This is a genomic window from Rhodococcus sp. MEB032 (genome assembly GCF_030208925.1).
Taxonomy (GTDB): Bacteria; Actinomycetota; Actinomycetes; order Mycobacteriales; family Mycobacteriaceae; genus Rhodococcus_F; species Rhodococcus_F qingshengii.
Map to the genome: position 1 here is coordinate 150,093 of NZ_JARVSY010000002.1, position 23,240 is coordinate 173,332.

Sequence of the window (23,240 nt, forward strand, 5' to 3'; positions counted from 1 at the left end):
CGATGAGATTGCCGAACAGGGTGATTGATCTGCGTCCACGGCGCGGTGTCGGCTCAGTGTCATAGCCCGTCGAGGTTCTTGATTCGTCTCAGCAACATCCACGCACTGCGCCTCGAACAGGTGTCGAGTTGCCGTCACCGCCGACGGGTTGAGCGTTTCGGATCAGATCACTATCGACAGTGTGCAGCGCGTCTACAACGTCTCTCAGGACGAGGGTCATTTGCCGAAGTGAGGCCGGAGGGATCCGGTCGATCGTGTCTTCGATCGTGTGATACCGCGAATGCGCTGTCGTTATGTCAAAGCTCGGGACGAAATCGGGGACTCGCGCCAGAGATGACTTGATCGGGAGCGGAATGGGCGGGACGACTCCATTCTGAACGCACTCCTGAAGTACGAGGTTCAGCAACACAGGATTGAAAGAGCCGAGTACGCCCCTGATCTCGTCCAGCCCGGTGGGGATATCGACCGAGGACTGGGTCACACGAATGGTGCCCGCGGCGGCGAGGTGGTCAAGCCATGCGAACGTGATCACGCGCGGCAGCATGTCCTCTAGATGGGTTTGCATAAAGTGCGTGAGGTCGAAGTCCCCGCAGTCGTGACCTCCTGCCGCGAGAAACACCAATGTTCTCGGACGCTCGCTCCTGGCTTTCGCTGCGTAATGACGCATCAGCGCCAACATGCCCGCAACACCGGTGCCGTTATCCATTGCGCCGCCGTAGGTGCTGTCGTAATGCGCGCCAATGAGAACAATTTCGTCACTGACCCCGGGAAGTACACCCACGACGTCTTCCATGACTGCGCGCAGCTCGTGAGTTCCAGGGCCCAACGATCCCCCGGTAACGGAGCGGGTTCCACCGAAGGGGGGATTCTCGGTCCGAATCTCGAGCGACATGGTCACCGGTCCGCCACCGAGAGCGGTGCGGATTGCGTTGAAGTCATCCGATCCCAGGACAAGCCCTGGGATCGACGCTTCCTTTCTCTGTCGAAAGGTGTTCTTGTCGATACCTTTTCCGTGCGTCAGCCGCGTCAGATTGTTCGGAGCATCGGCAGTTCTGATGTAGCCGACGGCGCCGTGGGCGACGGCTGACTCGTATGCATCGAGCATTCCATCGGTGTTCATCACATTGATCAGATATACGGATTCGACCATTGCGATCTTGCCTCTGACGTCGACACGGTCGAAGTCGCGCGCAGTTCCGGCACCGACGTGGACAACCTCGGCCTCGACCTGTCCTGCACTGGTGTACCAGATCGGGTACGAGTTCGTTTCCCACGGCAACGCCGGGGCAGGGGACGCCGCATTGGTTACCTTCGCGTGCCACACGCTCGGGTAGTACACATCGAAATCCCATTCCTCGGTGTGGGTCTGGAGCCCGGATTGCTCGAATGACTCGCGCACCCATCGCGCCGCGTCGCGAACTGCGGGAGATCCCGGACGACGCCAGCCAAAGGACGTCATCGTCTCTACGTCACTCATCAGGGCGTTCTCAGAGAACACGTCGCCGGGCGAGGTGCCTGGAGTTGATGCTTTGGGAATCAGATCGGCCGCAGCCGAATTATGCGTGGCCAATGGTAGTCCGATACCGGCGGCTGCCGCCCCAGCCATCTGCATCATGCGGCGGCGACTGAGTGCTTTGCTATGTGTTTCGTCGTTCATCTTGGGGTCCTTACTATCTCGGGTTGACGATCGCTACTGAGTCCGCGTGACGGTCAAGGCTGGTCCCCTGCATCTCCAGCGCTGGGAGTCCTGCGAGCTCGAGCTGTCACGATGACCCCGTGTCCTGTACGTAGACGCGGACTCGGGGTAGGCCACGACACGGGCGAACGAACCCGACGAACTGGACGACAGCACTGCGCCTGACGTGGCGAGGCACGTGTCGGCGAGTGTGGCGGCGGTCGCGAGAGTCGGTATCGCACGGTCAAGGATCATGGGGTCTCCGGCTTTCGAGCTATAAAAGTTACGTGCGATTCTTTTATACAGTGTCGGGGTGGCCTGTGTCACTATCGGATGGCAGTGGAGTCGACGCCGAACAGGCGGCGAGGTGGAAATCCGATATCAAAGTTCGTTCGACTTCACGAGGAGTAAACCTCGATCAAGGGTGCTGCATCGGACCCAACGCAGAATGCCCCCTTCGGGATCGTCGAGAATATCCGAGGCCACCAGCTAATGGCGCATACGTCACGCACGTGGCGGTGCAACACAAACGTAGGCAGCACTCAGGATGCGTCAATTCTATCCTGAATTTGTTGCGCCATAATGTGTTCCGAACTCCTGGCGGCTAGGTAACCCAGCGTGATCGACGTAACTGTGTGGCCGGACTCCATCGCCACACTCAGCATGAGTTCACAGATGCGCGTGACAAAATTCCGGCACTAAGCCTGACATCATCAACTCGATTAGGTTGATGTCGTCAACCTAGGAACCTTCCCCTCAAAGATCTGAACTGGCTGTTTCACCAATCGTTGCGCTGACGTGAACGAGCACGTCAGTACGCACGGTGTGCCTGGCATCCGGTCATCCCTCATCGTTTTCCCTCATCCTTCATTGGCTACTCTCACTGGATCGGTTCGTGTCTGCGGCAGGGGAAGGTGTGGTCTTGACTTCGAGAATCACGGAGGGTGTCTTCTTCAGTGCTCCGGCGGACCTGCCTCGAGGCAGGCACGAGTTGAGTAGGGACAAGGTCCTTTCCGCTCAGCGTGAGCGGCTCATGATCGCGACAACTGAGTTGATGGCGGAGTCCGGATATCAGGGCGTGGCAGTCCGTCGGATAGCCAAGCGCGCGAAGGTCTCACCCGCGGCCTTCTACGAATGTTTCCCCGACAAAGATGCGTGCGTGTTCGCTGCCTACGGTCGGTTCATCGAAGTATTGCTCAACCGCATTCGTGATGTCCTGCCGACCGCATCCTTCGCCTGGGATCATCGAACCATCGCAGTGGTGGTCGACGGTTACTTGAGTGCTTTGAATGCAGATCCTGTGGTGGCGAGGGCATTCCAGGTGGAGATGGACACTGTTGGGCGACGCGCACGTGTACAACGCCGAGCGGCGCTGGTGGGCATGGCGCAGGCATTGAAGTCAGAGCGCGAGCGCTCTCCCGGTAACCCGCGCGCACCCCTCAGTGCATATGTGGGCGCGGTATACGCAATCCGACAGCTCGCGTCCGATGCACTGGACGAACCTGAAGAAGGATCGGTTACCGATCTGTCAGCGGAGGCCGGCGTGTGGATCGCTGCAATGCTCTCCTCTGCGCAGGATGGAACGTGACCTGGGCGTTGGGCGCGGAGTAATCGATTAGGCGGTTGATCGCCTGAGCAAGCTCTGTCTGGTCGACAGATTGCGGCAGCTGCAAGTCGAGTGCCGCAATCGGGCGTCGTATCTGGTGACATAACGGCCCACTGCGAGCCGCGCCGCATTCACCGCATGTACCCAACGTCGCTGCATGTTGACCAAATCGGAGGAATTCAAAGCCTTCTGGCCCGGTGGCACGAGAACCGCGACAGTCGACGCGATCATCCGAATCGCCGGGTACGCCCCTGTCTGAACTAACTCACAGAAGGCGGAGCACTTGCCGGTAGCGTCCATCCTCAACCCTGGAAGTACTTGTCCACCACACACCGCGCACTTGGGTATGTGGACCGGAATGCCGACGAAGCCTACCGTCCGCGTCCCAACGAGCAGTGGGGCGCGATGAACGTTGAGCGGACCTCCCCGTGCTCGGAAACTGAATCCGTACCGAATTCCTCGCGGTAGACGGATCTTACTCGGATGACGAGTCTCTCTGAATTCGACTGCAGCGGAGAAGGTTCAGTTCCGGCAGTCGGAGGCGCGGTGGGAAGGGCCCGATCAACTGTTCGAGTACTCTGCCGGCGGGTTCAGGCTGATCGCGCGTATGACAGCGAGGCGAAATGTTCTCAGCGGAACTGAGAAGTCCCGCCCCCGTCCGGAGGCGGGAGCGGGACTCGGGTGTCAGCGAACTCGGCAGCGCGTCAGACTGCTTCCTTTGTCGCCTGCGCTGCGAGGGTGAGCGCGATGTCGACGATCATGTCCTCCTGACCGCCCACCAGACGGCGGCGTCCAGCTTCGAGCAGCAGTGTGCGAACGTCGATTCCGTAGCGCTCCGACGCAGCTTCGGCGTGGCGCAGGAAGCTCGAGTACACGCCGGCGTAGCCGAGAGTGAGGGTTTCGCGATCGACGCGGACCGGCCGGTCCTGCAGCGGTCGGACGATGTCGTCGGCGGCATCCTGCAGGGCGAACAGGTCGCAGCCGTGCTCCCACTCCTCGATGTTGGCGACGGCGATGAAGGCCTCGAGGGGGCAGTTGCCGGCACCGGCGCCGTGACCGGCAAGCGAAGCATCGACGCGGGTGACGCCGTTCTGCACTGCAACAACGGAATTGGCAACCGAGAGCGAGAGATTCTCATGGGCGTGGATACCGATTTCGGTGCCCTCGTCGAGGATGTCGCGGTATGCACGAACACGATCCGCGACGTCGTTCATCACCAGACGTCCACCCGAGTCGGTGACGTAGACGCAGTGCGCGCCATACGATTCCATCAACTTGGCCTGCTTGGCCAGTTCCTCGGCAGGCGCCATGTGGCTCATCATCAGGAAGCCCGAGACGTCCATGCCGATCTCGCGGGCGGTTTCGATGTGCTGCGCGGAGACGTCGGCCTCGGTGCAGTGCGTGGCAACGCGAACCGAGCGCACACCGAGGTCGTAGGCATTCTTGAGTTCACTGATCGTGCCGACACCCGGAAGTAGCAGCGTGGTGAGACGAGCGTGCTCGAGTACCTCGGCCGCTGCTTCGATCCATTCCCAGTCGGTGTTCGAGCCGGGGCCGTAGTTGAGCGAGCCGCCGGCGAGGCCGTCACCGTGTGCTACTTCGATCGCGTCGACGCCGGCAGCGTCTAGAGCTGTGACGATCCGCTTGACGTCGGTGGGCGAAATGCGGTGGCGGACAGCGTGCATGCCGTCACGAAGGGTGACGTCCTGGACGAAGATCTTGCGGTTGCTCACTTGGTTGCTTCCTTCTGCTGGGCGATGCGCTCCGCGATCTGCATTCCGGCGGACGTCATGATGTCGAGATTGCCGGCGTACGCAGGCAGGTAGTGTGCCGCGCCCTCGACCTCGAGGAACACCGACACCTGGTGGGTGGGGCGATTGCCGTCGACGAGCAACGTCTCGACGGGCTGGTCGGCCGGGATCTCGGTGATCTGGACTTCCTGCTTGAGTCGGTAGCCGGGGACATACGCGGAGACGTCGCCGACCATCTTCTCGATCGACTGACGGATCTCGTCGTGAACAGCCGGGTCCGGTGCGTCGACGAGGCAGAAGACCGTGTCGCGCATGATGAGCGGCGGCTCAGCGGGGTTGAGGATGATGATGGCCTTGCCGCGACGAGCGCCGCCGACTGCCACGATCGCCTCGGACGTGGTCTCGGTGAACTCGTCGATGTTGGCGCGCGTTCCGGGGCCGGCCGACTTGGAGGCGATGGACGCGACGATCTCCGCATACGCCACCGGGACGACCCGAGAAACAGCGGCAACCATCGGGATGGTGGCCTGGCCGCCACACGTCACCATGTTGACGTTGGGTGCGTCCAAGTGCTCGTCCGCGTTGACAGCCGGTACGACGTACGGTCCGATCGCGGCAGGCGTCAGGTCGATCATGCGCTTGCCGAGGGGAGCCAGCCGCGCGTTGTTGGCCACGTGAGCCTTTGCCGAGGTGGCGTCGAAGACGATCTCGATCTCGTCGAAGTTCGGCAGACCGACAAGGCCTTCGACGCCTTCTGCCGTGATTGGCACGTTCAGACGCGCGGCGCGAGCGAGGCCGTCCGACGCGGGGTCGATACCGACCATCGCGCCCATCTCCAGGTAGTCGGAGTTGCGCAGCACCTTGATCATCAGATCCGTGCCGATGTTGCCCGATCCGATGATCGCGACCTTGACCTTGCTCATGCGTTGTCCTCTTCGCTGGAGAAACTGGTGGTGACGGAACCGAGCCCGGAGACGGTCACGGTGACTACGTTGCCTGCGGTGACCGGTGCCATGGGGCCGAGAGCGCCGGACAGGATCACCTGCCCTGCGGTCAGCGGCTGCCCCAACTCACGTGCAGTGCGGGCGAGCCAGACGACGGCTTCGATCGGATCGCCCAGGCAGGCGGTTCCGACGCCGGTGGACACCTCGGTGCCGTCGACGGACATCGACATGACGACGCCGGCGGGTTCCACCTCGTCGAGGGTGCGTCGTTCGGTTCCCAGGACGTACACGCCCGAGGACGCATTGTCGGCGACGGTGTCACCGAACTTGATGTCCCACGACTCGATGCGGCTGTCGCAGATCTCGATCGCGGCGACGGCGTAGTCGATCGCACCGCGCACCTGCGCACTGTCCAGCGGTCCGTCCACGAGGTCGGCACCGAGCACGAAGGCAACTTCCGCTTCGACCTTGGGCTGGATCAAACGGCTCATGGGGATGGCGCCGCCGGCGGGGAACTCCATGTCGGCGTACAGCACGCCGAGGTCGGGCTGGTCGACACCGAGCTGCTGCTGGACTGCCACCGAGGTCAGGCCGATCTTGCGGCCTACGACCACGGCCCCCGCCTGCCGACGGATTTCGTCGACGCGGCGCTGGACGGCATAGGCGGCGACGAGGTCGTCGGCGCCGATCAGATCGCGCACGGGCGCGCAGGGAGTGCCGCTCGCGATGGCGGCTGCGAGGCGGTCCGCAGCAGCTGCGATGTCGGTCTCGCTAGCTGTACTGGTATTCGTGGGCTGGCTCATGGCCACTACTTTCGCCGCGGCACCGAGATTGCGCCAGGGAACTGTCTCACTCAGCGATACGCTGGGGAGGTGACTGGCAGCGCAAACCTCGACACCGTGCTCGGCAAGGCGGTGACGATCCTGCGCGCCTTCCGGGCCGACGACCACGTGTTGCCTCTCGCCACCCTGGTCCAGCGGACGGGCCTGCACAAGGCGACGGTGCACCGCCTGGCCAACGAACTGGTCGCGAACCGGCTACTCGACCGTATCGACGGTGGCTACCGGCTCAGCGGCGGCCTCTTCGAACTCGGCATGCTCGCCTCTCTCGAACGGAGCCTCCTGGAGATGGCGATGCCGTTCCTCCAGGACCTGTACGAGCGGACCCACGAGACAGTCCACCTGGGGGTCCGTGACGGCCACGACGTCGTATACGTCGCGAAGATCGGCGGACACCGGCAAGCCAACTCGCCGTCCCGGACCGGTGGCCGGATACCGCTGTATTGCACCGCAATCGGCAAGGCGCTCCTGGCATTCTCCGACAACGAGTTTCGCCGCGAGGTGCTGTCGGAGCCGATGACGCGCCGAACCCCGCACACAATTGTTGCGCCCGGCATTCTCAACACCCAACTGAACCGAGTGGTCGAGACCGGTATTGCGTTCGAGCGCGAGGAATCAGCGCCGGGTCTCGCGTGCGTTGCGGCGCCGGTATTCGGAACCAATGACAAACCCGTCGCGGCCATCAGTGTCACCGGTCCCACCAGTCGCTTCGTCCCCGAGAGTCAGGTGTCCTACGTGCGCGCTGCTGCCGAAGGCCTACACAGCACGATCGCTCGCCGCGAACGATTGCGGTGATCTGGCCGTCCCGACCCGGACGAGCCCGGTCAATGCGTGCGGCAATGGCCCCTCGTGTAAGACGCCGAGACGTTGGGTTGCGCGGGTGAGGGCGACATAGAGTTCAGACGTACCGCGTGGGCCGTCGGCGATGATTCGCTCCGGTTCCACGACGAGCACGGCATCGAACTCCAGGCCCTTCGTTTCCGAAACCGGCACAGCGCCGGGCACACTCGCAGGTCCGATGACGACGCTCGTACCCTCGCGTCCGGCCTCGTCCTGATTGAATTCGTCGATGGCGGAGGCTAGTTCGTCGGCGGATATTTGTCTGGACCACGGTTGGACCCCGCAGGCGCGGACGGACTCGGGTGGCTGGACGTCTGGCGCGAACTCGGCGAGCAAGGCGGCGGCGACGCTCATGATCTCGGCGGGGGTGCGATAGTTCACCGTCAGGGATCGGTAGATCCAGCGGCCGGGGACGTACGGCTCCATCATCGTCGCCCACGAGCGAGCACCTGCGGGTGAACGTCGTTGCGCGAGATCACCTACCACCGTGAAAGACCGGTCCGGGCAGCGGCGCATCAGGACTCGCCAGTCCATCTCGGACAGCTCTTGTGCCTCGTCGACCACGATATGCCTGTACGTCCAGTCTCGGTCAGCAGCAGCGCGTTCGGCGAGCTCCCGGGTATCGCGTTCGACGAAACGATCCGCCAGGTCCTCGGCGTACAGCATGTCCTGGGCGAGAAGGTGGTCCTCGTCGTCCATCAGATCCTCGCGGCTGATCATCATGTCCAGCACGCCCGCTGCATACGCGGCCTCGTCGCGGCGTTCACGTTCGGCACTCTGGTCGACGGGCTTGTCCCGGCCGAGCATGTCCACCAACTCGTCGAGGAGAGGAACGTCGGACACCGTCCAGGCATCACCCTCTCGGCGCAACAGTGTCTCGTCTGCGCCTGCCTTGTGCAGACGTTCCAACGAAGTAAACAGCTGTGTCAGTACCTCTTTCGGTGTGAGGATCGGCCAGAGTGCGTCGAGCGCGGCGGCAAATGCGTCATTCTCCGCCAACTCTGCGGTCAGGTCCGTCCGCACTTGCTCCCAGGCTTCACGGTCACTGCGTGTCAACCACCCCTTGCCGATCCGCGCTATCGCCCGCTCGGTCAGTGCCCAGGTGACGATTTCGGTGAACACAGTCCGAGCGTCGTTGTGGGGGAGTCCGCTCGAACGAGCTTCTTCTCGGGCCCACTCCGCAGTTTCGGCGTCGATTCGCACTGTGACGTCCGCCAATTCGATCAACAACGGGTTCTCGGGCAATCGCTGATGATCGGCAATCGCTGCGCCGAGAACGTCCAGGATCTTCAGCGAGCCTTTGAGCCCAGCGGCCTCAGGAGCGTCCTCGGCGGTGACGCGTAAGCCGGGAACGAGATCACCGGTGGTCATGAACACCACGTCGGACTCGCCCAGTGAGGGCAGTACGCGGCCGATGTGGTTCAGGAATGCCGGGTTCGGCCCGACCACGAGGACGCCGTGACGTTCCATTCGCTCTCGCTGGGTGTAGAGCAGGTAGGCGACGCGGTGCAAGGCGACGACGGTTTTCCCGGTACCGGGGCCACCTTCGATCACCAGCACCCCGGGGTGTTCGAGTCGGACGATGTCGTCCTGTTCGGCCTGGATGGTCGCCACGATGTCCCGCATTCCCTCACCGCGGGGTGCATTGACTGCTGCGAGCAAGGCGGAATCGCTGTGGGTGTCGTGTTCTGCGCCGTCAGGGCGCCCGAGTACCTCGTCGGTGAAATCGACCACGTGTCGACTGCGTGTGTGGAACTGACGGCGTCGACGCATGTTCTCCGGGTTGGCAGCGGTGGCAACGTAGAACGGGCGAGATGCCGGCGCCCGCCAATCGAGCAGCACCGGTTCGTAGTCGTTGTCCGCATCGAGAAGGCCGATTCGGCCGATGTACGAAGTCTCACCAGTCAGCGAGTCCAACCGGCCGAAGCACAGGCCGTTGTCGGCTACGTCCAGCCTCTTCACCTCTTTGGCAAGCGCGCGCACCTCTGCATCGCGTTCCATGAGTGCTTCGCCGTTTCCGCGCAGAGCGGTGCTGTACCTGCCCTTGACTCGGGCGCGCTCCGCATCGAGGCGTGCGTAGAGCCCCTCCACATAGTTCCGCTCGGAACGCAGTTCTTCTTCGTATCCCTGGATTGGCACGTGCCCTCACTTCCGCTGACTGTTCCGATCCCGTAGTAGGTCGTGCGGGATCGGAAGAGCCATTCTGCGGCACTACCCGGGCCTTGCCGCAAGGCCCCCGGTGAGATATACATTGATAGTGGAAGGGAGTGTCGATCCTCCCCCGCTTTTTCCCACAGATCCTCTCGCAACCCCCAGACTGGTGCACGGCTCCGCGCCTGGTCGATGTTTGGACCCCGAGTGCCACGGGTACAAATCCAGTGACCGGTGTTCCAAAATCGGTTCCCCTCATGAACTTACGTGGATCGAGGGATTGTGAAGGCGATACTGGCAACGGCCGCGAGCATCCTTCTGGTGGTTGCCTTGGCCGTCGCCGTCTTGCTTCTCCTTTCCGGATCACCGCGCGAAGGTACTTCGCACGAGCTCGCCGATACGGTTCACACGATCGGTGGGAAGCCGACAACCTGCACCGAGTTGTTCGGTGAAACATGCAGCTTTGCTTTGCAGTCGGACTACAACCAGTGGGGACAAAACCTCGAGGGTTTTGTCAATGCCGGGACCCTCGGACCTTTCGCCCGCAGTATCGGCTTCGTGGCGGAGGCGAAACTGAGCTTGCAGGCGTGCGAGGTCAGCGCAACCGCCGGGCGGACGATTCTCGATTTCTACACTCTCGCCGAGATCGACCACCCCACGGCCACCACCACCGACCTCTTCCCCTTCTGGAACGAGTCCCGCCAATTCCTGTGCCCGGTAAACAGTTTCTGAGAACGGGTGATCGCTACTTGAGGCCGGACTGAACAAACGCGTCGCGCACGTAGCGCTGAAGGAAGAGATAGATCAGGAAGATCGGCAGACACGCGAGTCCGGACGCCGCCATGATCGCACCCCAGTTGTTCCCCTCGGCGCCGAGGAAGCTACGGATACCGATCTGCAGCACGGAATTCGACTGACGCATGATCAGCGCGGGCCAAAGGTACTCGTTCCAGGCCGAGATGAACAGCATGATGCCGAGTGCAGCGAGAGCGGGCTTCATGTTGGGCAACACAACCTTCCACAGCGTTGCCCACGAGTTCTGTCCGTCGATCTGACTGGCGTCCAGTAACTCCCGTGGAAATGCCTCCATATGCTGACGCATCAGCAGAACTCCGAAAGCCGAGCACAAGTTCGGGATCACGATGCCTGCGACGGTGTTGAGCAAGCCCATCTGGGAAATGAGAAGGTAGTTGGGGATCATCGTGACCTGAAACGGAACCAGCCACGACCCGACGAAGAGCAGAAACAACGCTTGTTTGCCGAAGAAGTTCCACCGCGCGAACCCGTACGCGGCAAGGATTGCGACGAACAGCTGGCTGACCGACATGGCCAAAGCCATGGTGAAGGTGTTCACCATCATCGACGCCATCGGGATCGTGTTCCACACGTAGCGGAAGTTCTCGAGGCTGAAAGGCGAGGGGAGGGGACTCGCCGACAGAGAATCGTCGGGGCGACGAAAGGCCGTGGTGAACAGCCAGTAGATCGGGAAAATGCTGAACACGGTCACGGCCGCGAGGACAACATGCCCGAGCACTCGCCGCGTTCGAGAGCGGGACCGGACCGGTCCGTCATTGCTCTTGCTCCGTGTGTCGAGGTGTTCCACCGCCGGAGTTGCACCGGGACCATGCGTCTGGCTGGGTGCGTCGACCAGAACAAATGCCATGTCAGTTCCTAATTGTCGTAGAAGCTCAGTCGGTCCGACAGGCGGACGAAGATGACGGCGATGATTCCGAAGCCGATGAAGAAGAGAGTGCCTGCGGCTGCTGACAGTCCGGCGTCGAAGTTCTGGAAACCGAACTGGTACAACAGGTAGTAGATGTTCGTGGACGCACCGCTCGGTCCACCCTGGGTGAGAATGTCGATCACGGGGTACGCCCACTGCGCACCCAGCAGAATCGTCATGAGGGCGAGGAAGACCAGTGTCGGGGAGAGCAGTGGCAGCGTTATCTTTCGGGTGATCGTCGCCTCGGATGCGCCGTCGAGTGACGCTGCCGAAGCGTAGTCCGGGTTGATGCCGGCAAGCCCAGCCGAGATGACCAGGACACCGAACCCGAGCATTTGCCATCCGACGATCACGACGACGCCTAGCAGTGCGAATTTCGGATCACGAAAGATGTTGCCCATCTCTATTCCCCACGTTGCGGCCACCCGTGGGATTGCGCCGCCGTCGGGATTGAAGAGCCAACGCCAGACGGCACTGCCCGCGATCGGTGTCACCAGGAACGGGACAAAGATCAGAGCTTGATAGATCGTCTTGGACCGTCCGGATATCCGCTTGGACACCAACGCGATGACGATCGGCAGCAACAGCGAGAACACCATGAAGGCGAGTGTGTAGACCACGGTGTTTCGTAGTGCCTGATGCAACTCGGGCAACGACAGAACACGCGTGTAATTATCCAGTCCTACAGCCACTTTGGGAGTGGTGGGAACCATGTTCCACTTGTAGAAGGACAGATTGACAGTCTCGCCGAGTGGCTTGTAGATCCACGCGATCAACAGCACCACAGCCGGCAGCAGGTACAGGTAAGGCACCAAGGCGCGGGGCGCCCACCCGGAACGGGCCGGGCGCGCCGCTACGGCACGCTCCGACCCGCCGGTGCTTGGAACTTCGACAAACATGTTCGAAACTCAATTCGCCAGTGCAGCAGAGGGACTGGACGAATTGCTCGCAGGAACCAGCTTGGAGATCGCCTCCGCAAGATACTCCGCGCTCACTTCGTATACAGTTGCCGACTCCTCTACCGGAACTACCGTGTGCAGAACCCGATCTCGGAACACATGGACCATGTTGAATGCCTGTGCACCGTCGCGGCCGCGCATGCTGCCCTTGTTCGCAAGAAGATCCTGTGTGTAGCAGGTCGCTGAGGCAACCGAGACGGGAATTCCGGCGAAGGTACAGGTGGTCGAGTAGTGCAGGTGGCCAGCGAGGATACCGCGAACATCGGTTCCCTCGAGTACCGTGGCAAGTCTGTTCTGCTCCTTCAGTTCCACCAAAGTGAGCACATCCAGAACCGACGGGACTGGCGGATGGTGCAGCGCGAGAAGGGTTCCGTGTGGTGCGGGTACAGCCAGAACCTCTTCGAGCCAAGCGAGCTGTTCGTCGGTGATCAGGCCGTGATGGCTTCCGGGAACAGTGCTGTCCAACACGACGATGCGGAGGCCGTTCACGTCGACCACCGAGTCGACGGATTCCTGGGTCGGAGCGGTATCCAGCAGGCCGCTACGGAATGCCGGGCGTGCGTCGTGATTCCCCATGACCCAAATCACCTTTGCGCCTAGCTGTTCGGCGGCCGGTTCGACGATCCGGCGCAGTCGCACGTATGCCTCGGGTTCCCCCATGTCGGCCAGATCGCCGGTGAAGACGATAGCCTCAGGACGCTGGCCAGTCCGTTCCAGTCGCTCGAAGATGCGTGCCAGATTGGCATCGCTGTCCACGGAATCGTGGAGAAGATCTCCGTCGGTGACGAAGTGAGTATCGCTGAGGTGCAAGATGTAGTGATCGGGTTCGCCGTACTGGGACATGAAAAATTCTCCTTCAAGTGTGTGTCAGTTGACCAGTGCAAGATGTAGGCGGTCGAGTTCTGCGGAGCTCATTCCGTGGGCAAGAAGGTAATCGGAGGCACTTCCGTACGAATCGTCGATGGATTGCAGGCTTGCCCGCATGAGCGCAGCCGGGCTTGCCCCGACGAGCTGGGCGAGGTTCTCCCCGTCGCCGATGCCGTATTCGCGCATCTTGACGGCCATCGCCGATGCCCACTCGCCGGCCAACATGACCTCCGAGAGCGAATAGTCCGCGACGATGTCGCGGTAGTCAACGCCGACCGCTCCCAGAGCGAGTGCAACGACGAGGCCGGTACGGTCTTTGCCTGCCGTGCAGTGCACGAGTACTGCGCTGTCGTCGGACTCTGCTATTGCGCGTACAGCTCGAACCAGTCGGACACCGCATTGATCGATGACCTTCGCGTAGATTGCTGCAAGGTCCAAACTTGTTTCTCGAGAGTTAATTTCGCTCTCGAAGATGGGCAGGTGGAATTGCTGGAGGTCCAGTCCTCCGAGAGCATTCGGTGCTGTGTCCAACTCTTCCTGCTCGCGCAGGTCGATGACGAAGGCCAGCCCACGGGCGCGGAGAATCTCGCGGTCAGCTTGATCGAGTCGATGAAGAGCGTCCGCCCGAAAGAGCTTGTTCCACTTGGTGCTGAGGCCGTCGCGGGTAGCGTATCCGCCCACGTCGCGAAAGTTGTAGGTGCCGTTCAGGTCGAGCCGACGATTGGCCCGCTGAACCGGAAGAGCTGTAGTCATAGTTGTTCCCGATTCGGAAGTGATGTTCGCTGGAATTGGAATGGGCCGTGTCAACCGATCAAGTCCTGAGCCCGTTGCTGCGCGGCTTGCATGGTCGCTTTCGGGTCCTTGCCGTAGAACACGGATTCCTCGATGGCTTGCGCGAGAATGTCGTCGACCTGGACGTAGCTGTTACCGGGGTACGACTGCCACGGCTGAAGCGAGTCGAGCTGCTTGAGGTTGGGCGCCAGTAGCGGATTGCTGTCGGCCCATGGCTTGAGTGCAGCAGGATCCTGTGTCAGCGAAGAGCGGAGAGGCAGGTATCCGATCTTGGTGGAGATCTGTGTGTACGCGTGATCGCTGGTCATGAATTTGATCAGTTCCCAAGCAGCGCGGGCCTTTGCCGGGTCTTGCGAGAAGACGGAGAGGACCGAACCTGAATTGGTGGGAACCGCTGCGTGATCGTCGAAGGCAGGCATTGCGGTAGCGCGCAGATCCCAACCCGCCTTGGCCGCAGAACTGACAAACATGCCTTGCAGCGCAGACGTGTTGAGATCGATCGCGATGTCGCCCTTTGCGAAACCTTCGTACTGTGTGGCCGAATCCGCGTTCACCAAGACTCCGTCCTCGTAGAGTCCACGAAGCATGGTGACTGCCGACACTGAGGCAGGCTCACCGAATTCGATGGTCTTGCGATCTTCGGACAACACACCCCCTCCGGCCGATTTGAAGAGTGCCTGCATACACCAGCTGCCACCCTTGACCGAACAGCTCACTCCGAGCGACGGCTTTCCTGTCTTGGCGGTCACTGCCTTTGCGGCAGCGGCAACCTTGCTCCAGGTGGAGAGATCGGTATCGGCCGGGAGCCCGGCCTCGGTCAGTGCGGTGGAGTTGTAAAACAATGTCGGGGTGGAGAACACGTACGGAACGCCGTAGGTTTCCCCATTCCAGTCGCCGAGTGTTGCAGCTCTGGGGTGGAAGGGATGGTCGCCGCCGAAGTTCGCCTGCACTGCGTCCTTGCCGACGAGTTCGTCGAGATTTCTTGCTTTCAGCGCTGTGACGGCGAAATCAAGTGTGTCGAAGGTCAATTGAGCGACATCGGGTGGCGAACCGGCGAGCATCTGTGTTTGCACGCTGCTCGCGGTGCCGGAACCGGCCGCACCACCGCTCTGCGGCGGCTGAGCTTTGACGTGAATGTTCGGGTGGGCGGCCTCGAAGTCGGAGATGAGACCGGTGACGGTGTCTGTCCACAAACCTGCCTGTGCAAGGTTGTAGGACTCGAAGACGATGTCGACCTGCTGATTCGGGTCGAGTTCCGGAACCTGTACTGCGGAATCGGAGCCGCCGGTGGTGGCACCTCCCGTGGCACATCCGGCAAGGGCGAGGGATGCCGCCAATGCTGTGGCGATCTTCCATCGTGTTTTGCGCATGACAAATCTCCTGGTGGTGGAATGCAGTGTCAGAGGATGAGTTGAAGGTTCAGCTGAGAACGGATGAATCAAGATCCAATGTTGCTGGTATGTCCAGCCATTCGAGTCGCCGTCCGCTGGATCGGTCGAAGAGGTGAAGATGGCGCAGTTCGGCGGACAGCACCGCGGGCCGACCCTCGTGAAGTGCGATCGGTCGCGGAGCGCGCACGCAGATCGTGGTCGACCCGACCAGACAGTAGGCCACTTGCTCGCTTCCGAGGTTCTCGACCGAAGTGACGTCGACGGTGATACGCGCACTGGTTCCGGAATCCGTGCCTGGATGTATCGGTGTGAGGTGTTCGGGACGAATGCCGAGAACGACGTCGCGCGAATCGGTCTCCCCTGACCAGAGTGAGGCTTCGATTCCTTCTGTCGAAATCCTCACTTGCCCGTCAGTCGAGAATGCTTTCGCATCAACAAGATTCATGGCTGGACTGCCCAGAAATCCTGCGACGAACACCGATGCCGGACGATCGTAGACATCCTCCGGGGTGCCGAGTTGCTCGAGCCTGCCATGGTTGAGCAGTGCGATACGCGTCGCCATTGTCATTGCCTCGACCTGGTCGTGGGTGACGTAGACGAAGGTGGCGCCCAACCGTCGGTGGAGGTCGGTGAGCTCACGACGGGTCGCCGTTCTGAGCTTCGCGTCGAGATTCGACAGAGGTTCGTCCATCAAGAACGCCTTCGGATTTCGAACGATCGCGCGTCCCACCGCCACTCGCTGGCGCTGGCCACCAGACAATTCCTTCGGCTTGCGCTCCAGCAGATGTGCGATCTCGAGCTGCTGTGCTACCTCCTCGACACGCGCTACTGCGGAGGCTTTGTCGATCTTCTTCACCTTCAAGGGGAATCCGAGGTTCTTTGCCACGGAGAGGTGCGGGTAGAGCGCATAGTTCTGGAACACCATGGCGACGTCGCGTCGACGCGCGGGAGCGGTGGTGATGTCTTCGTCGTCGAGCAATATCCGGCCGCTGGTCGGTTCCAGCAGGCCGGCGAGCATCCTCAGCAGTGTCGTCTTACCGCAGCCACTGGGCCCGAGGAGGACCAGGAAATCGCCGTCACGAACATCGATGTCGATGTTGTCGACTGCGGTGACATCTGCGAACTTCCGACTCAGATTCTCTATTCGAATCCTGCCCATTGGCTTCTCCCGATGAAATGACGTTACCCAATCGCATCGAATTGGGAATTTTCGTTACATCGGAAGTTAGCCAGTCGAAGGTGAACGGCGATCGAACGCCGTCGTAAATGTCCGTAATTCTCAGGGCAACTATTCGGGCCGGAACGTAGGGAGGATCCGAATTTCAGCTAGTGGAACCGTGATTGAGGATTCCGATCACATGCTCGAGGGTCTGGGCGGCAGCTTCCGCCGACCCGCCGCGTCGTTCACTGACGGCGATCTGGAGGCCGATCAGAAAGGTCAGCTGGATGACGGTTGCCGAAGCGCCGTGCGCGCCCCACGGCCCGGTTCCGCCACCGAGAACCAGGCCCATGTCGGCCAGTTCCACCAGTGGGGAACGTGCGTATCCGGTCACGCCGATGACGGTGGCGCCGGCCTCTTTCGCGGCATTGGCCGGTTGGAGGGTCAACGAGTTGAGTCCACTGTCACTGATCGCCAGACAGACGTCTCGAGAGGTGAGGTGGCGGGCTGTCAGCTGCTGCATCACTGCATCGGTGGGTGCTTCCGCGGTCCGTCCGTTCAGGATGAACCGCACAGCCACCGCGGATGCCGACGGCCCGGATACCCCGTTTCCCACAACGAGTACGCGGTCGGCGTCGGCGATGGCTTCGACGGCCTGGTCGAAAGCATCGCGATCCAGTGGTGTGAGTGCTCCGCCGAGATCGGCCGCCACTTCGCCGAATACCGCTTGCATCAGCCCGATGCTGTCCTTGGTGTGCGATGCATCCTGCACGCGTGATTCCGTAGCGCCGAGATCTCTGAGCAGCAGCATCCGCAGATGCTGAAAGCCTTTGAATCCGAGATTCTGACACGCTCGAATAACCGTTGCTGTCGACGTGGACGCGTGCTCGGCCACATCTGCCGCCGACCACCAGGCGAACTCCTTGGGCCGGGCTATGCAGATGTCCGCGACGCGTCGCTCGCTCGGAGCCAGGTTGGGCGCAAGCGCGCGAATCGTGGACAGCGTTCCGCCCACGGGGGGATCGGTCTGTAACTGGCTCATGAGCACTGAATAACACACGAGAGTGAACGGCACTCCTCTCGGTGGCCGCTTCTTGTACGCGTTGCGCCGTGTCGGTGCACGGATGTTTATGCGAATTTCGACGGGGTAGGGCCTTCTGTGTGGGAGTCCTACCTGGGTGGGATCCCTGAGCAACAATCCGAAACGTATTGGAGGGTCAACGTGCCAGATGACAAGAGCGGTCCCAGCGAGGGAATCAAAGGCGTCGTAGAGGACGTCAAGGGTAAGGCCAAGGAAGCCGTGGGTGCGGTTTCCGGAAACGACAGTTTGACCCGAGAGGGCCGCGCCCAGCAGGACAAGGCCGAAAGCCAGCGAGAAGTCGCGAAGAAAGAGGCAGAAGCCGAGAAGGCTCGCGCAGAAGCGGCCGCGGACGAAGCGCGACAGAAGTCCGAGCAATAGCCCTGACGCACTCGTCACCCTCGGCCTGGGATTGATCCCAGCCCGGGGGTGAGTCGTGGCTCCGCGTTCAGTTTGAAATCTCTACTTACATAAGGCGTAACAAGATTCTTGCGCCCAGCATGACGATCAAGAGGAGCTGTTCGATGCCTTCATCTCAGTCCGTTCCAGGTGCACCGGCCCCGAAAGCGCCCGACCTGAAAGAGCCGGTCAAGCCTCGACAGCCGTTGCCGCCCAAAGATGACCAGCGGCAGCCGGAGGTGCGTACCGTCGCGGGTGCCGAGGAGAAGGTGAAGGGAAACGGTCGCGGCCAGCGGGGGGAGTACCTCACCACCGCAACCGGTACACGTCTCTACGAGACCGACCACTCACTCACTGCCGGCGAGCGCGGCCCGACTCTTCTTCAAGACCACCACCTGCGTGAGAAGATCACACACTTCGATCACGAGCGAATTCCGGAGCGCGTCGTCCACGCCCGCGGGGCGGCTGCACACGGAACGTTCCTGGCGAATGGCGCGGCCGAAAACATCTGTAAAGCATCGGTGTTCGCTTCCGGTGCTCGAACCCCGGTGTTCGTGCGGTTCTCGACGGTGCTGGGTTCACGAGGTTCGGCGGACACCGTACGCGACACACGCGGTTTCGCCACCAAGTTCTACACCGACGAAGGTGTCTTCGACCTGGTGGGCAACAACATCCCGGTGTTCTTCATTCAGGACGGCATCAAATTCCCGGACATCATCCATGCCGCGAAGCCCCACCCGGACCGCGAGATTCCGCAGGCGCAGAGCGCGCACGATACTTTCTGGGATTTCGTGTCGCTGCACACCGAGGCCACGGCGCACACATTGTGGAACATGTCCGATCGCGGCATCCCGCGCTCCTATCGCATGATGGAGGGCTTCGGTATTCACACGTTCAGGCTCGTGAATGCCGAGGGCGAGACGAATCTGGTGAAATTCCACTGGAAGCCGGCCGCCGGAGTGCATTCACTCGTGTGGGAGGAAGCGCAGATCGCCGGCGGTGTGGATCCGGATTTCCATCGACGCGATCTTGCCGACGCCATCGAGGCGGGTGCGTATCCGTCCTGGGATCTGGGCGTGCAGGTGTTCCCTGATACCGAAGACGAAATGTTCGAAGGCATAGATCTATTGGATCCCACCAAGATCGTGCCCGAAGAACTCGCGCCGGTTCAGGTCATCGGAACGATGACACTCGACGCCAATCCGACGAACTTCTTCGCCGAGACCGAGCAGGTTGCATTCCATCCGGGCCACTTGGTTCCGGGTGTCGACATCACCAACGATCGTCTCCTGCAGGCACGTTTGTTCTCGTACCTCGACACCCAGATCACGCGACTCGGTGGCCCCAATTTCGATCAGATCCCGATCAACCGTCCTCACGCGCCTGTCAACGACATGCTTCGCGACGGCTTTCATCAGGACGGTGTGCATACCGGAGTCGCGCCGTACCATCCCAATTCGTTGGACGGTGGGTGCCCGTTCTTGGCCTCGGCGGACAGCGCGGCCTATATCGAGGTGCCCGAGCAAGTTTCAGGGCGAAAGGTGAGGCAGGCGCCGGCGTCGTTCGACGATCACTTCTCGCAAGCTCGACTCTTCTATCGAAGTCTCTCCCCTGTCGAACAGGAGCACGTCGCGCAGGCGTATACCTTCGAATTGGGCAAGTGCTACGAGGAGAACATCAAGACCCGGAATCTGGGCATCTTGGCGAACATCGATGCGGGTCTCGTGTCGATCGTCGCAGGGGGGCTTGGCCTTCCGGTACCCGAACCGACCGAGCCGTTGAGTGATCCGGAGCTCAGCCCTGCACTGTCCCAGGTCGGTGCGGAATGGCCGGTAGACGGAAGGATCATCGCACTACTGGTCGATGAGAACTCCGATCTCGAAACGGTTGTCGCCGTTCGAGACAAGATCTTCGACGCCGGCATGGTGCCGCTGATCCTCGGCCCGCACGGCGGAACCATCGGGGACGGTGACGACGCGGTGACGGTGCAGCGAACGTACCTCACAGCTCGTTCGATCGAATTCGATGCAATCCTGCTGAGCGGCGACGTTTCTCGGATCGGCGAGGGCAAGTTGGATCCACGGGTGGAGACTCTGCTGAACGAAATGTATCGTCACAGCAAGGCAATTGGTGGTTGGGGAGAGAGCATGAGTGCGCTGGCTGCGGCCGGTATCGACGAGTCTGCATTGGGAGTCGTCGTCGATGCAGACGCGGAAGGAGCGCTCGCCTCGCTGGCTCAGCTTCTGAAGACGCACCGCGTGTGGGGGCGTTTCGAGGTGCCGCCTACATCCTGAGTGCCGACGTACGTTCGAACCTGCGGTGTGGCCGAATTGCCAGTTCGGCCACACCGTCGGAGTGAAGACGAGTGAAGGGACGAAACAGTGGCTCGCAAGGACTCACAACCTCAACTCAAGGATCAAGAACTCTACGAAGAGCTACGCGAGAAGGGCGATTCCAAGGAGAAGGCGGCCCGAATCTCCAATGCGGCCGCCAATCGAGGGCGGTCGAATGTCGCCAAGTCCGGCGGACAATCCTCGCCGTACGAGGAGTGGACAGTCGACGAGCTGAAGAAACGTGCCAAGGAACTCGATCTGCACGGCTATTCGAAGCTGAACAAGGGTGAGCTGATCGAGCAACTCCGCACTCACTGAGCTGTGTTCTGCTCGAGTCGTATTCTGCTTGTGCAGAATACGACTCGAGCGGTCGGTTCAGTGCCCTTCTTGATCGAAGAGTTCCTGACCTTCCAGTCGTTTGACCCGTCGGTGTTCCATCAAGATGGCCAGTGTTCCGACGATGAAGGACACCACGCACACGACGCCGGCAATGACTGCCCAACCACGAAATCCGTAACCTGCTGCCACCAAGGTCAATCCGAGTGTTGCCAGGCCCAGCCCGATCAGCAGGTATCCGGGATAGTTGCGACCGTCGCTGATTGCCTCCCCTACGTGCGATCGATTTGTGTGTTCGTCATCTACCGGTGAACTTTCGCTCGCGTTTGTCACGGCACACTCCATCCTGAGCTCATGAAGACTTGCGATTCTTCGCTCGTCGTCGGTTCACAGGGCAACTACCCGATCGGCCACTGGATGAAACGGTTGGAGTAGTGCCGAAAGGGGTAGAAGGTCGTACGCTCGAAGTATCGGATGTGGATGAAAACCGGTGCGAGGAAGCCCTATGAACGCGAAGCCGACTCCCGACATATTCTCGGTAGGTACACCGACTCTCGGTGTCGAAGAGGAGTTCTTGCTCTGTGATCCGCAGACTGGACATCCCACTCTGCGCAACTCCGAGGTTGCTGCCGCCGGGCGGGAACTCGGTATCTCGCTGCAACTCGAACTCACGCGCTGTCAGGTGGAGACGTCCACGTCGATCGGAAACCATATTCGTGATCTTCGTGATCAACTCTGTGAGTCGCGTGCCGTCACCGCCGACGCCGCTGCCCGTGTGGGTTGTCAACTCATCGCAGTCGGGACGCCGTTCTACGATCCGCCGGTAGACGAGATCACTCAAACGTCGCGATACCAGCGAATGGCCGGTCAATTCGGAGCGATCACCGAAGGTGTGATGTGTGGTTGCCACATTCATGTCGGTGTGGAAGATCGAGAACGATCGGTCCAGATCATCAACCATCTGCGCCCATGGTTACCGACCTTGTTGGCACTGACGGCGAACTCTCCGATCAGCGCCGGTCGCGATACCGGTTATGCGAGTTGGCGTTACGTTCTGTTCGGCCGATGGCCCAGTTCGGGTCCGCCGCCCTACTTCGAGTCCGTGGCGCACTACGAAGATGCTGTTGCAGCAATGCTGGAGACAGGGGTCATTCTCGATCCACACATGGTCTATTGGGATGTGCGCATGTCGGATCACCTTCCCACCGTGGAGATTCGGATCAGCGACGTGCCCGCCACCGTGGAGGAGACGATGACTCTGGCCACACTGGTGCAGGCACTCGTCGGTACGGCATCCGCCGCGATCACGAAAGGTGAAGCAGCGCCTGCTGTCGATCACGAGCTACTCCGCGCGGCTTGCTGGCGGGCGGCGCGTGACGGACTCGACGGGAGGTCGCTGGACGTGGAATCCGTGCGCTTGCTGACTGCACACCAGGCGGTTCGGCAATTGGTGGATCACGTCGAACCTGCGTTGACTGCATTCGGAGAATTCGAGCAGGTCACGGCCTCCTTGGACAAGGTGTTCAGCAACGGAAACGGGGCGATCGTGCAGCGTCGTCAACTCACGCGTCGGTCACGTGTAGCTGATGTGATCGACGAGTGCGCTCGACGCACTTTCGAAGGGTGCAGTTCGCAAGGGGGCAGTGAACTGTAAGGCACGGTTGGAATGGGCATTCGAGAACTTTCAATGTCTTGTCGAAGTCACCGATCGGACTGCAGGAGGAGGAACATATGAATGGCGATCCACGACCCGAGCTTCCGTCGGGCAAGGATCTCGACGATATGTGCAGGCAATTGGCTGCGGCAGTAGAGGAACACGGTCTGTCGGTGGCGACGGCGGAATCGTTGACTGCCGGGAACATCGCCGCACATCTGGGAAAGGCGCCGGACGCCGGATCGTGGTTTTGTGGTGGGATCGTCGCGTACACCCGCGAGGTGAAACATTCCGTACTTCATGTTCCGGACGGGCCAGTGGTCTGCGAAGAGGCAGCCAGGGTCATGGCGCACAGCACCGCCACACTGATGGGTGCGTCGCTAACGCTGGCCGTCACCGGTGAAGCCGGTCCTGATACCCAGGAGAACGTTCGACCCGGAACTGTGTGGTTCGGAGTCGTCGACCATGGGACCGCCGAAACGGAGAAGCAGGTTTTCTCGGGCGACCCCGAAGCTGTCCTCGGTGCAACTGTCGAGCACGCGATCCAACAACTTCTGCGTCACGCATCCGGTCGCCACACACCGAGTTCGAGAGTTGTGAACTAGTCGAGTTTTCAACTCTTCGAACGGTTCTTCTTGTGACGACCTGTGTGTTTCGCAGGCGCCTGCGCGGTTGGAACCAGATGACCGTCGGCCGTGTATTTTTCGACTACGAGGTTCTTGCTGACTCCTCGGTTCGCATCC

21 protein-coding genes are annotated in these 23,240 nt (G+C 61.2%); 8 read left to right on the forward strand and 13 right to left on the reverse strand.

All coding sequences use genetic code 11. From position 1 onward, the window contains the following. Window positions 1-88: 88 nt before the first annotated feature. Window positions 89-1,657 carry a M28 family peptidase gene (locus tag QRN54_RS03480; protein WP_064689083.1) on the reverse strand — a complete coding sequence of 523 codons (1,569 nt, stop codon included), beginning with the start codon at window positions 1,655-1,657 and terminating at the stop codon, window positions 89-91. 940 nt (window positions 1,658-2,597) lie between these two features. Between QRN54_RS03480 and QRN54_RS03485 the strand changes: the two genes are divergently transcribed. Beyond that, entirely contained in the window at window positions 2,598-3,263 is a 666-nt protein-coding gene (locus QRN54_RS03485; RefSeq protein WP_054782007.1) for a TetR/AcrR family transcriptional regulator, read from the forward strand. Window positions 3,264-3,985: 722 nt separating this feature from the next. Here QRN54_RS03485 and dmpG read toward each other — a convergent pair. From dmpG to QRN54_RS03500, 3 genes are read right to left on the reverse strand one after another with little or no spacing between them, the layout of a single operon-like run. Further along, window positions 3,986-5,014: a 4-hydroxy-2-oxovalerate aldolase gene (dmpG, locus tag QRN54_RS03490; RefSeq protein ID WP_081558632.1), complete on the reverse strand. Its 1,029-nt coding sequence runs from the start codon at window positions 5,012-5,014 to the stop codon at window positions 3,986-3,988. Next, the gene (locus tag QRN54_RS03495; RefSeq protein ID WP_003943168.1) at window positions 5,011-5,955 is read right to left on the reverse strand and encodes an acetaldehyde dehydrogenase (acetylating); all 945 of its coding nucleotides are present in this window, start codon (window positions 5,953-5,955) and stop codon (window positions 5,011-5,013) included. Before QRN54_RS03495 ends, dmpG begins: the two co-directional genes overlap by 4 nt. After that, the gene (locus QRN54_RS03500) at window positions 5,952-6,779 is read right to left on the reverse strand and encodes a 2-keto-4-pentenoate hydratase (RefSeq protein ID WP_007735684.1); all 828 of its coding nucleotides are present in this window, start codon (window positions 6,777-6,779) and stop codon (window positions 5,952-5,954) included. The genes QRN54_RS03495 and QRN54_RS03500 overlap by 4 nt, the downstream gene beginning before the upstream one ends. 69 nt (window positions 6,780-6,848) lie before the next feature. On the opposite strand from QRN54_RS03500, the gene QRN54_RS03505 reads away from it, so the two are divergent. Then, a complete protein-coding gene (locus tag QRN54_RS03505; protein ID WP_003942865.1) occupies window positions 6,849-7,610 on the forward strand; it encodes an IclR family transcriptional regulator in 762 nt (253 codons plus the stop codon). On the opposite strand, the gene helR is transcribed toward QRN54_RS03505, so the two are convergent. Further along, window positions 7,572-9,788 carry an RNA polymerase recycling motor ATPase HelR gene (gene helR / locus QRN54_RS03510; protein ID WP_442971952.1) on the reverse strand — a complete coding sequence of 739 codons (2,217 nt, stop codon included), beginning with the start codon at window positions 9,786-9,788 and terminating at the stop codon, window positions 7,572-7,574. The genes QRN54_RS03505 and helR overlap by 39 nt on opposite strands. Window positions 9,789-10,073: 285 nt before the next feature. Here helR and QRN54_RS03515 point away from each other — a divergent pair, with 285 nt between their 5' ends. Then, on the forward strand, window positions 10,074-10,538 hold the full coding sequence (locus tag QRN54_RS03515; protein ID WP_225320190.1) for a hypothetical protein: 465 nt from the start codon (window positions 10,074-10,076) through the stop codon (window positions 10,536-10,538). A 13-nt stretch (window positions 10,539-10,551) separates the two neighbouring features. Here the strand turns inward: QRN54_RS03515 and QRN54_RS03520 are convergent, their stop codons facing one another. The 7 genes from QRN54_RS03520 to QRN54_RS03550 form a co-directional block, all read right to left on the reverse strand. Further along, window positions 10,552-11,469 (reverse strand): carbohydrate ABC transporter permease, encoded by a 918-nt coding sequence (locus QRN54_RS03520; protein WP_099697229.1) that lies wholly within the window; start codon window positions 11,467-11,469, stop codon window positions 10,552-10,554. 8 nt (window positions 11,470-11,477) lie between these two features. Further along, the gene (locus QRN54_RS03525) at window positions 11,478-12,428 is read right to left on the reverse strand and encodes a carbohydrate ABC transporter permease (protein ID WP_285181589.1); all 951 of its coding nucleotides are present in this window, start codon (window positions 12,426-12,428) and stop codon (window positions 11,478-11,480) included. Between the two features lie 9 nt (window positions 12,429-12,437). Next, window positions 12,438-13,331, reverse strand: coding sequence for a phosphodiesterase (locus QRN54_RS03530; protein WP_285181590.1), 894 nt, complete (start codon window positions 13,329-13,331; stop codon window positions 12,438-12,440). 24 nt (window positions 13,332-13,355) lie between these two features. Continuing rightward, complete coding sequence (locus QRN54_RS03535) at window positions 13,356-14,108, reverse strand: tyrosine-protein phosphatase (RefSeq protein ID WP_285181591.1); 753 nt, start codon at window positions 14,106-14,108, stop codon at window positions 13,356-13,358. A 50-nt stretch (window positions 14,109-14,158) separates the two neighbouring features. After that, the gene (locus QRN54_RS03540; protein WP_285181592.1) at window positions 14,159-15,517 is read right to left on the reverse strand and encodes an extracellular solute-binding protein; all 1,359 of its coding nucleotides are present in this window, start codon (window positions 15,515-15,517) and stop codon (window positions 14,159-14,161) included. A 49-nt stretch (window positions 15,518-15,566) separates the two neighbouring features. Beyond that, window positions 15,567-16,697: an ABC transporter ATP-binding protein gene (locus QRN54_RS03545; RefSeq protein ID WP_285181593.1), complete on the reverse strand. Its 1,131-nt coding sequence runs from the start codon at window positions 16,695-16,697 to the stop codon at window positions 15,567-15,569. A 163-nt stretch (window positions 16,698-16,860) separates the two neighbouring features. Further along, the gene (locus QRN54_RS03550; RefSeq protein WP_285181594.1) at window positions 16,861-17,739 is read right to left on the reverse strand and encodes a MurR/RpiR family transcriptional regulator; all 879 of its coding nucleotides are present in this window, start codon (window positions 17,737-17,739) and stop codon (window positions 16,861-16,863) included. A 180-nt stretch (window positions 17,740-17,919) separates the two neighbouring features. On the opposite strand from QRN54_RS03550, the gene mbp1 reads away from it, so the two are divergent. The 3 genes from mbp1 (at window position 17,920) to QRN54_RS03565 (ending at window position 20,825) form a co-directional block, all read left to right on the forward strand. After that, complete coding sequence (gene mbp1, locus QRN54_RS03555) at window positions 17,920-18,156, forward strand: microaggregate-binding protein 1 (RefSeq protein ID WP_003943084.1); 237 nt, start codon at window positions 17,920-17,922, stop codon at window positions 18,154-18,156. 143 nt (window positions 18,157-18,299) lie between these two features. Then, entirely contained in the window at window positions 18,300-20,468 is a 2,169-nt protein-coding gene (locus tag QRN54_RS03560; protein ID WP_081558630.1) for a catalase, read from the forward strand. An 87-nt stretch (window positions 20,469-20,555) separates the two neighbouring features. Beyond that, entirely contained in the window at window positions 20,556-20,825 is a 270-nt protein-coding gene (locus tag QRN54_RS03565) for a DUF7218 family protein (protein WP_003943161.1), read from the forward strand. Window positions 20,826-20,882: 57 nt separating this feature from the next. On the opposite strand, the gene QRN54_RS03570 is transcribed toward QRN54_RS03565, so the two are convergent. Then, window positions 20,883-21,188, reverse strand: coding sequence for a hypothetical protein (locus QRN54_RS03570; RefSeq protein ID WP_007735689.1), 306 nt, complete (start codon window positions 21,186-21,188; stop codon window positions 20,883-20,885). Window positions 21,189-21,348: 160 nt separating this feature from the next. Between QRN54_RS03570 and QRN54_RS03575 the strand changes: the two genes are divergently transcribed. Both QRN54_RS03575 and QRN54_RS03580 read left to right on the forward strand, forming a co-directional pair. Beyond that, window positions 21,349-22,497 (forward strand): glutamate--cysteine ligase 2, encoded by a 1,149-nt coding sequence (locus tag QRN54_RS03575; RefSeq protein ID WP_064073391.1) that lies wholly within the window; start codon window positions 21,349-21,351, stop codon window positions 22,495-22,497. Between the two features lie 77 nt (window positions 22,498-22,574). Then, on the forward strand, window positions 22,575-23,102 hold the full coding sequence (locus QRN54_RS03580; protein WP_285181595.1) for a CinA family protein: 528 nt from the start codon (window positions 22,575-22,577) through the stop codon (window positions 23,100-23,102). The last annotated feature ends 138 nt before the right edge of the window (window positions 23,103-23,240 follow it).

Coding starts and splice junctions, on each gene's coding strand:
- QRN54_RS03495 (WP_003943168.1), bottom strand. CDS start 5,955: ATGAGCAAGGTCAAGGTCGCGATCATCGGATCGGGCAACATCGGCACG.
- QRN54_RS03545 (WP_285181593.1), bottom strand. CDS start 16,697: ATGGGCAGGATTCGAATAGAGAATCTGAGTCGGAAGTTCGCAGATGTC.
- QRN54_RS03550 (WP_285181594.1), bottom strand. CDS start 17,739: ATGAGCCAGTTACAGACCGATCCCCCCGTGGGCGGAACGCTGTCCACG.
- QRN54_RS03575 (WP_064073391.1), top strand. CDS start 21,349: ATGAACGCGAAGCCGACTCCCGACATATTCTCGGTAGGTACACCGACT.
- QRN54_RS03520 (WP_099697229.1), bottom strand. CDS start 11,469: ATGGCATTTGTTCTGGTCGACGCACCCAGCCAGACGCATGGTCCCGGT.
- QRN54_RS03560 (WP_081558630.1), top strand. CDS start 18,300: ATGCCTTCATCTCAGTCCGTTCCAGGTGCACCGGCCCCGAAAGCGCCC.
- QRN54_RS03530 (WP_285181590.1), bottom strand. CDS start 13,331: ATGTCCCAGTACGGCGAACCCGATCACTACATCTTGCACCTCAGCGAT.
- QRN54_RS03540 (WP_285181592.1), bottom strand. CDS start 15,517: ATGCGCAAAACACGATGGAAGATCGCCACAGCATTGGCGGCATCCCTC.
- QRN54_RS03480 (WP_064689083.1), bottom strand. CDS start 1,657: ATGAACGACGAAACACATAGCAAAGCACTCAGTCGCCGCCGCATGATG.
- QRN54_RS03535 (WP_285181591.1), bottom strand. CDS start 14,108: ATGACTACAGCTCTTCCGGTTCAGCGGGCCAATCGTCGGCTCGACCTG.
- QRN54_RS03525 (WP_285181589.1), bottom strand. CDS start 12,428: ATGTTTGTCGAAGTTCCAAGCACCGGCGGGTCGGAGCGTGCCGTAGCG.
- QRN54_RS03570 (WP_007735689.1), bottom strand. CDS start 21,188: ATGGAGTGTGCCGTGACAAACGCGAGCGAAAGTTCACCGGTAGATGAC.
- QRN54_RS03500 (WP_007735684.1), bottom strand. CDS start 6,779: ATGAGCCAGCCCACGAATACCAGTACAGCTAGCGAGACCGACATCGCA.
- QRN54_RS03580 (WP_285181595.1), top strand. CDS start 22,575: ATGAATGGCGATCCACGACCCGAGCTTCCGTCGGGCAAGGATCTCGAC.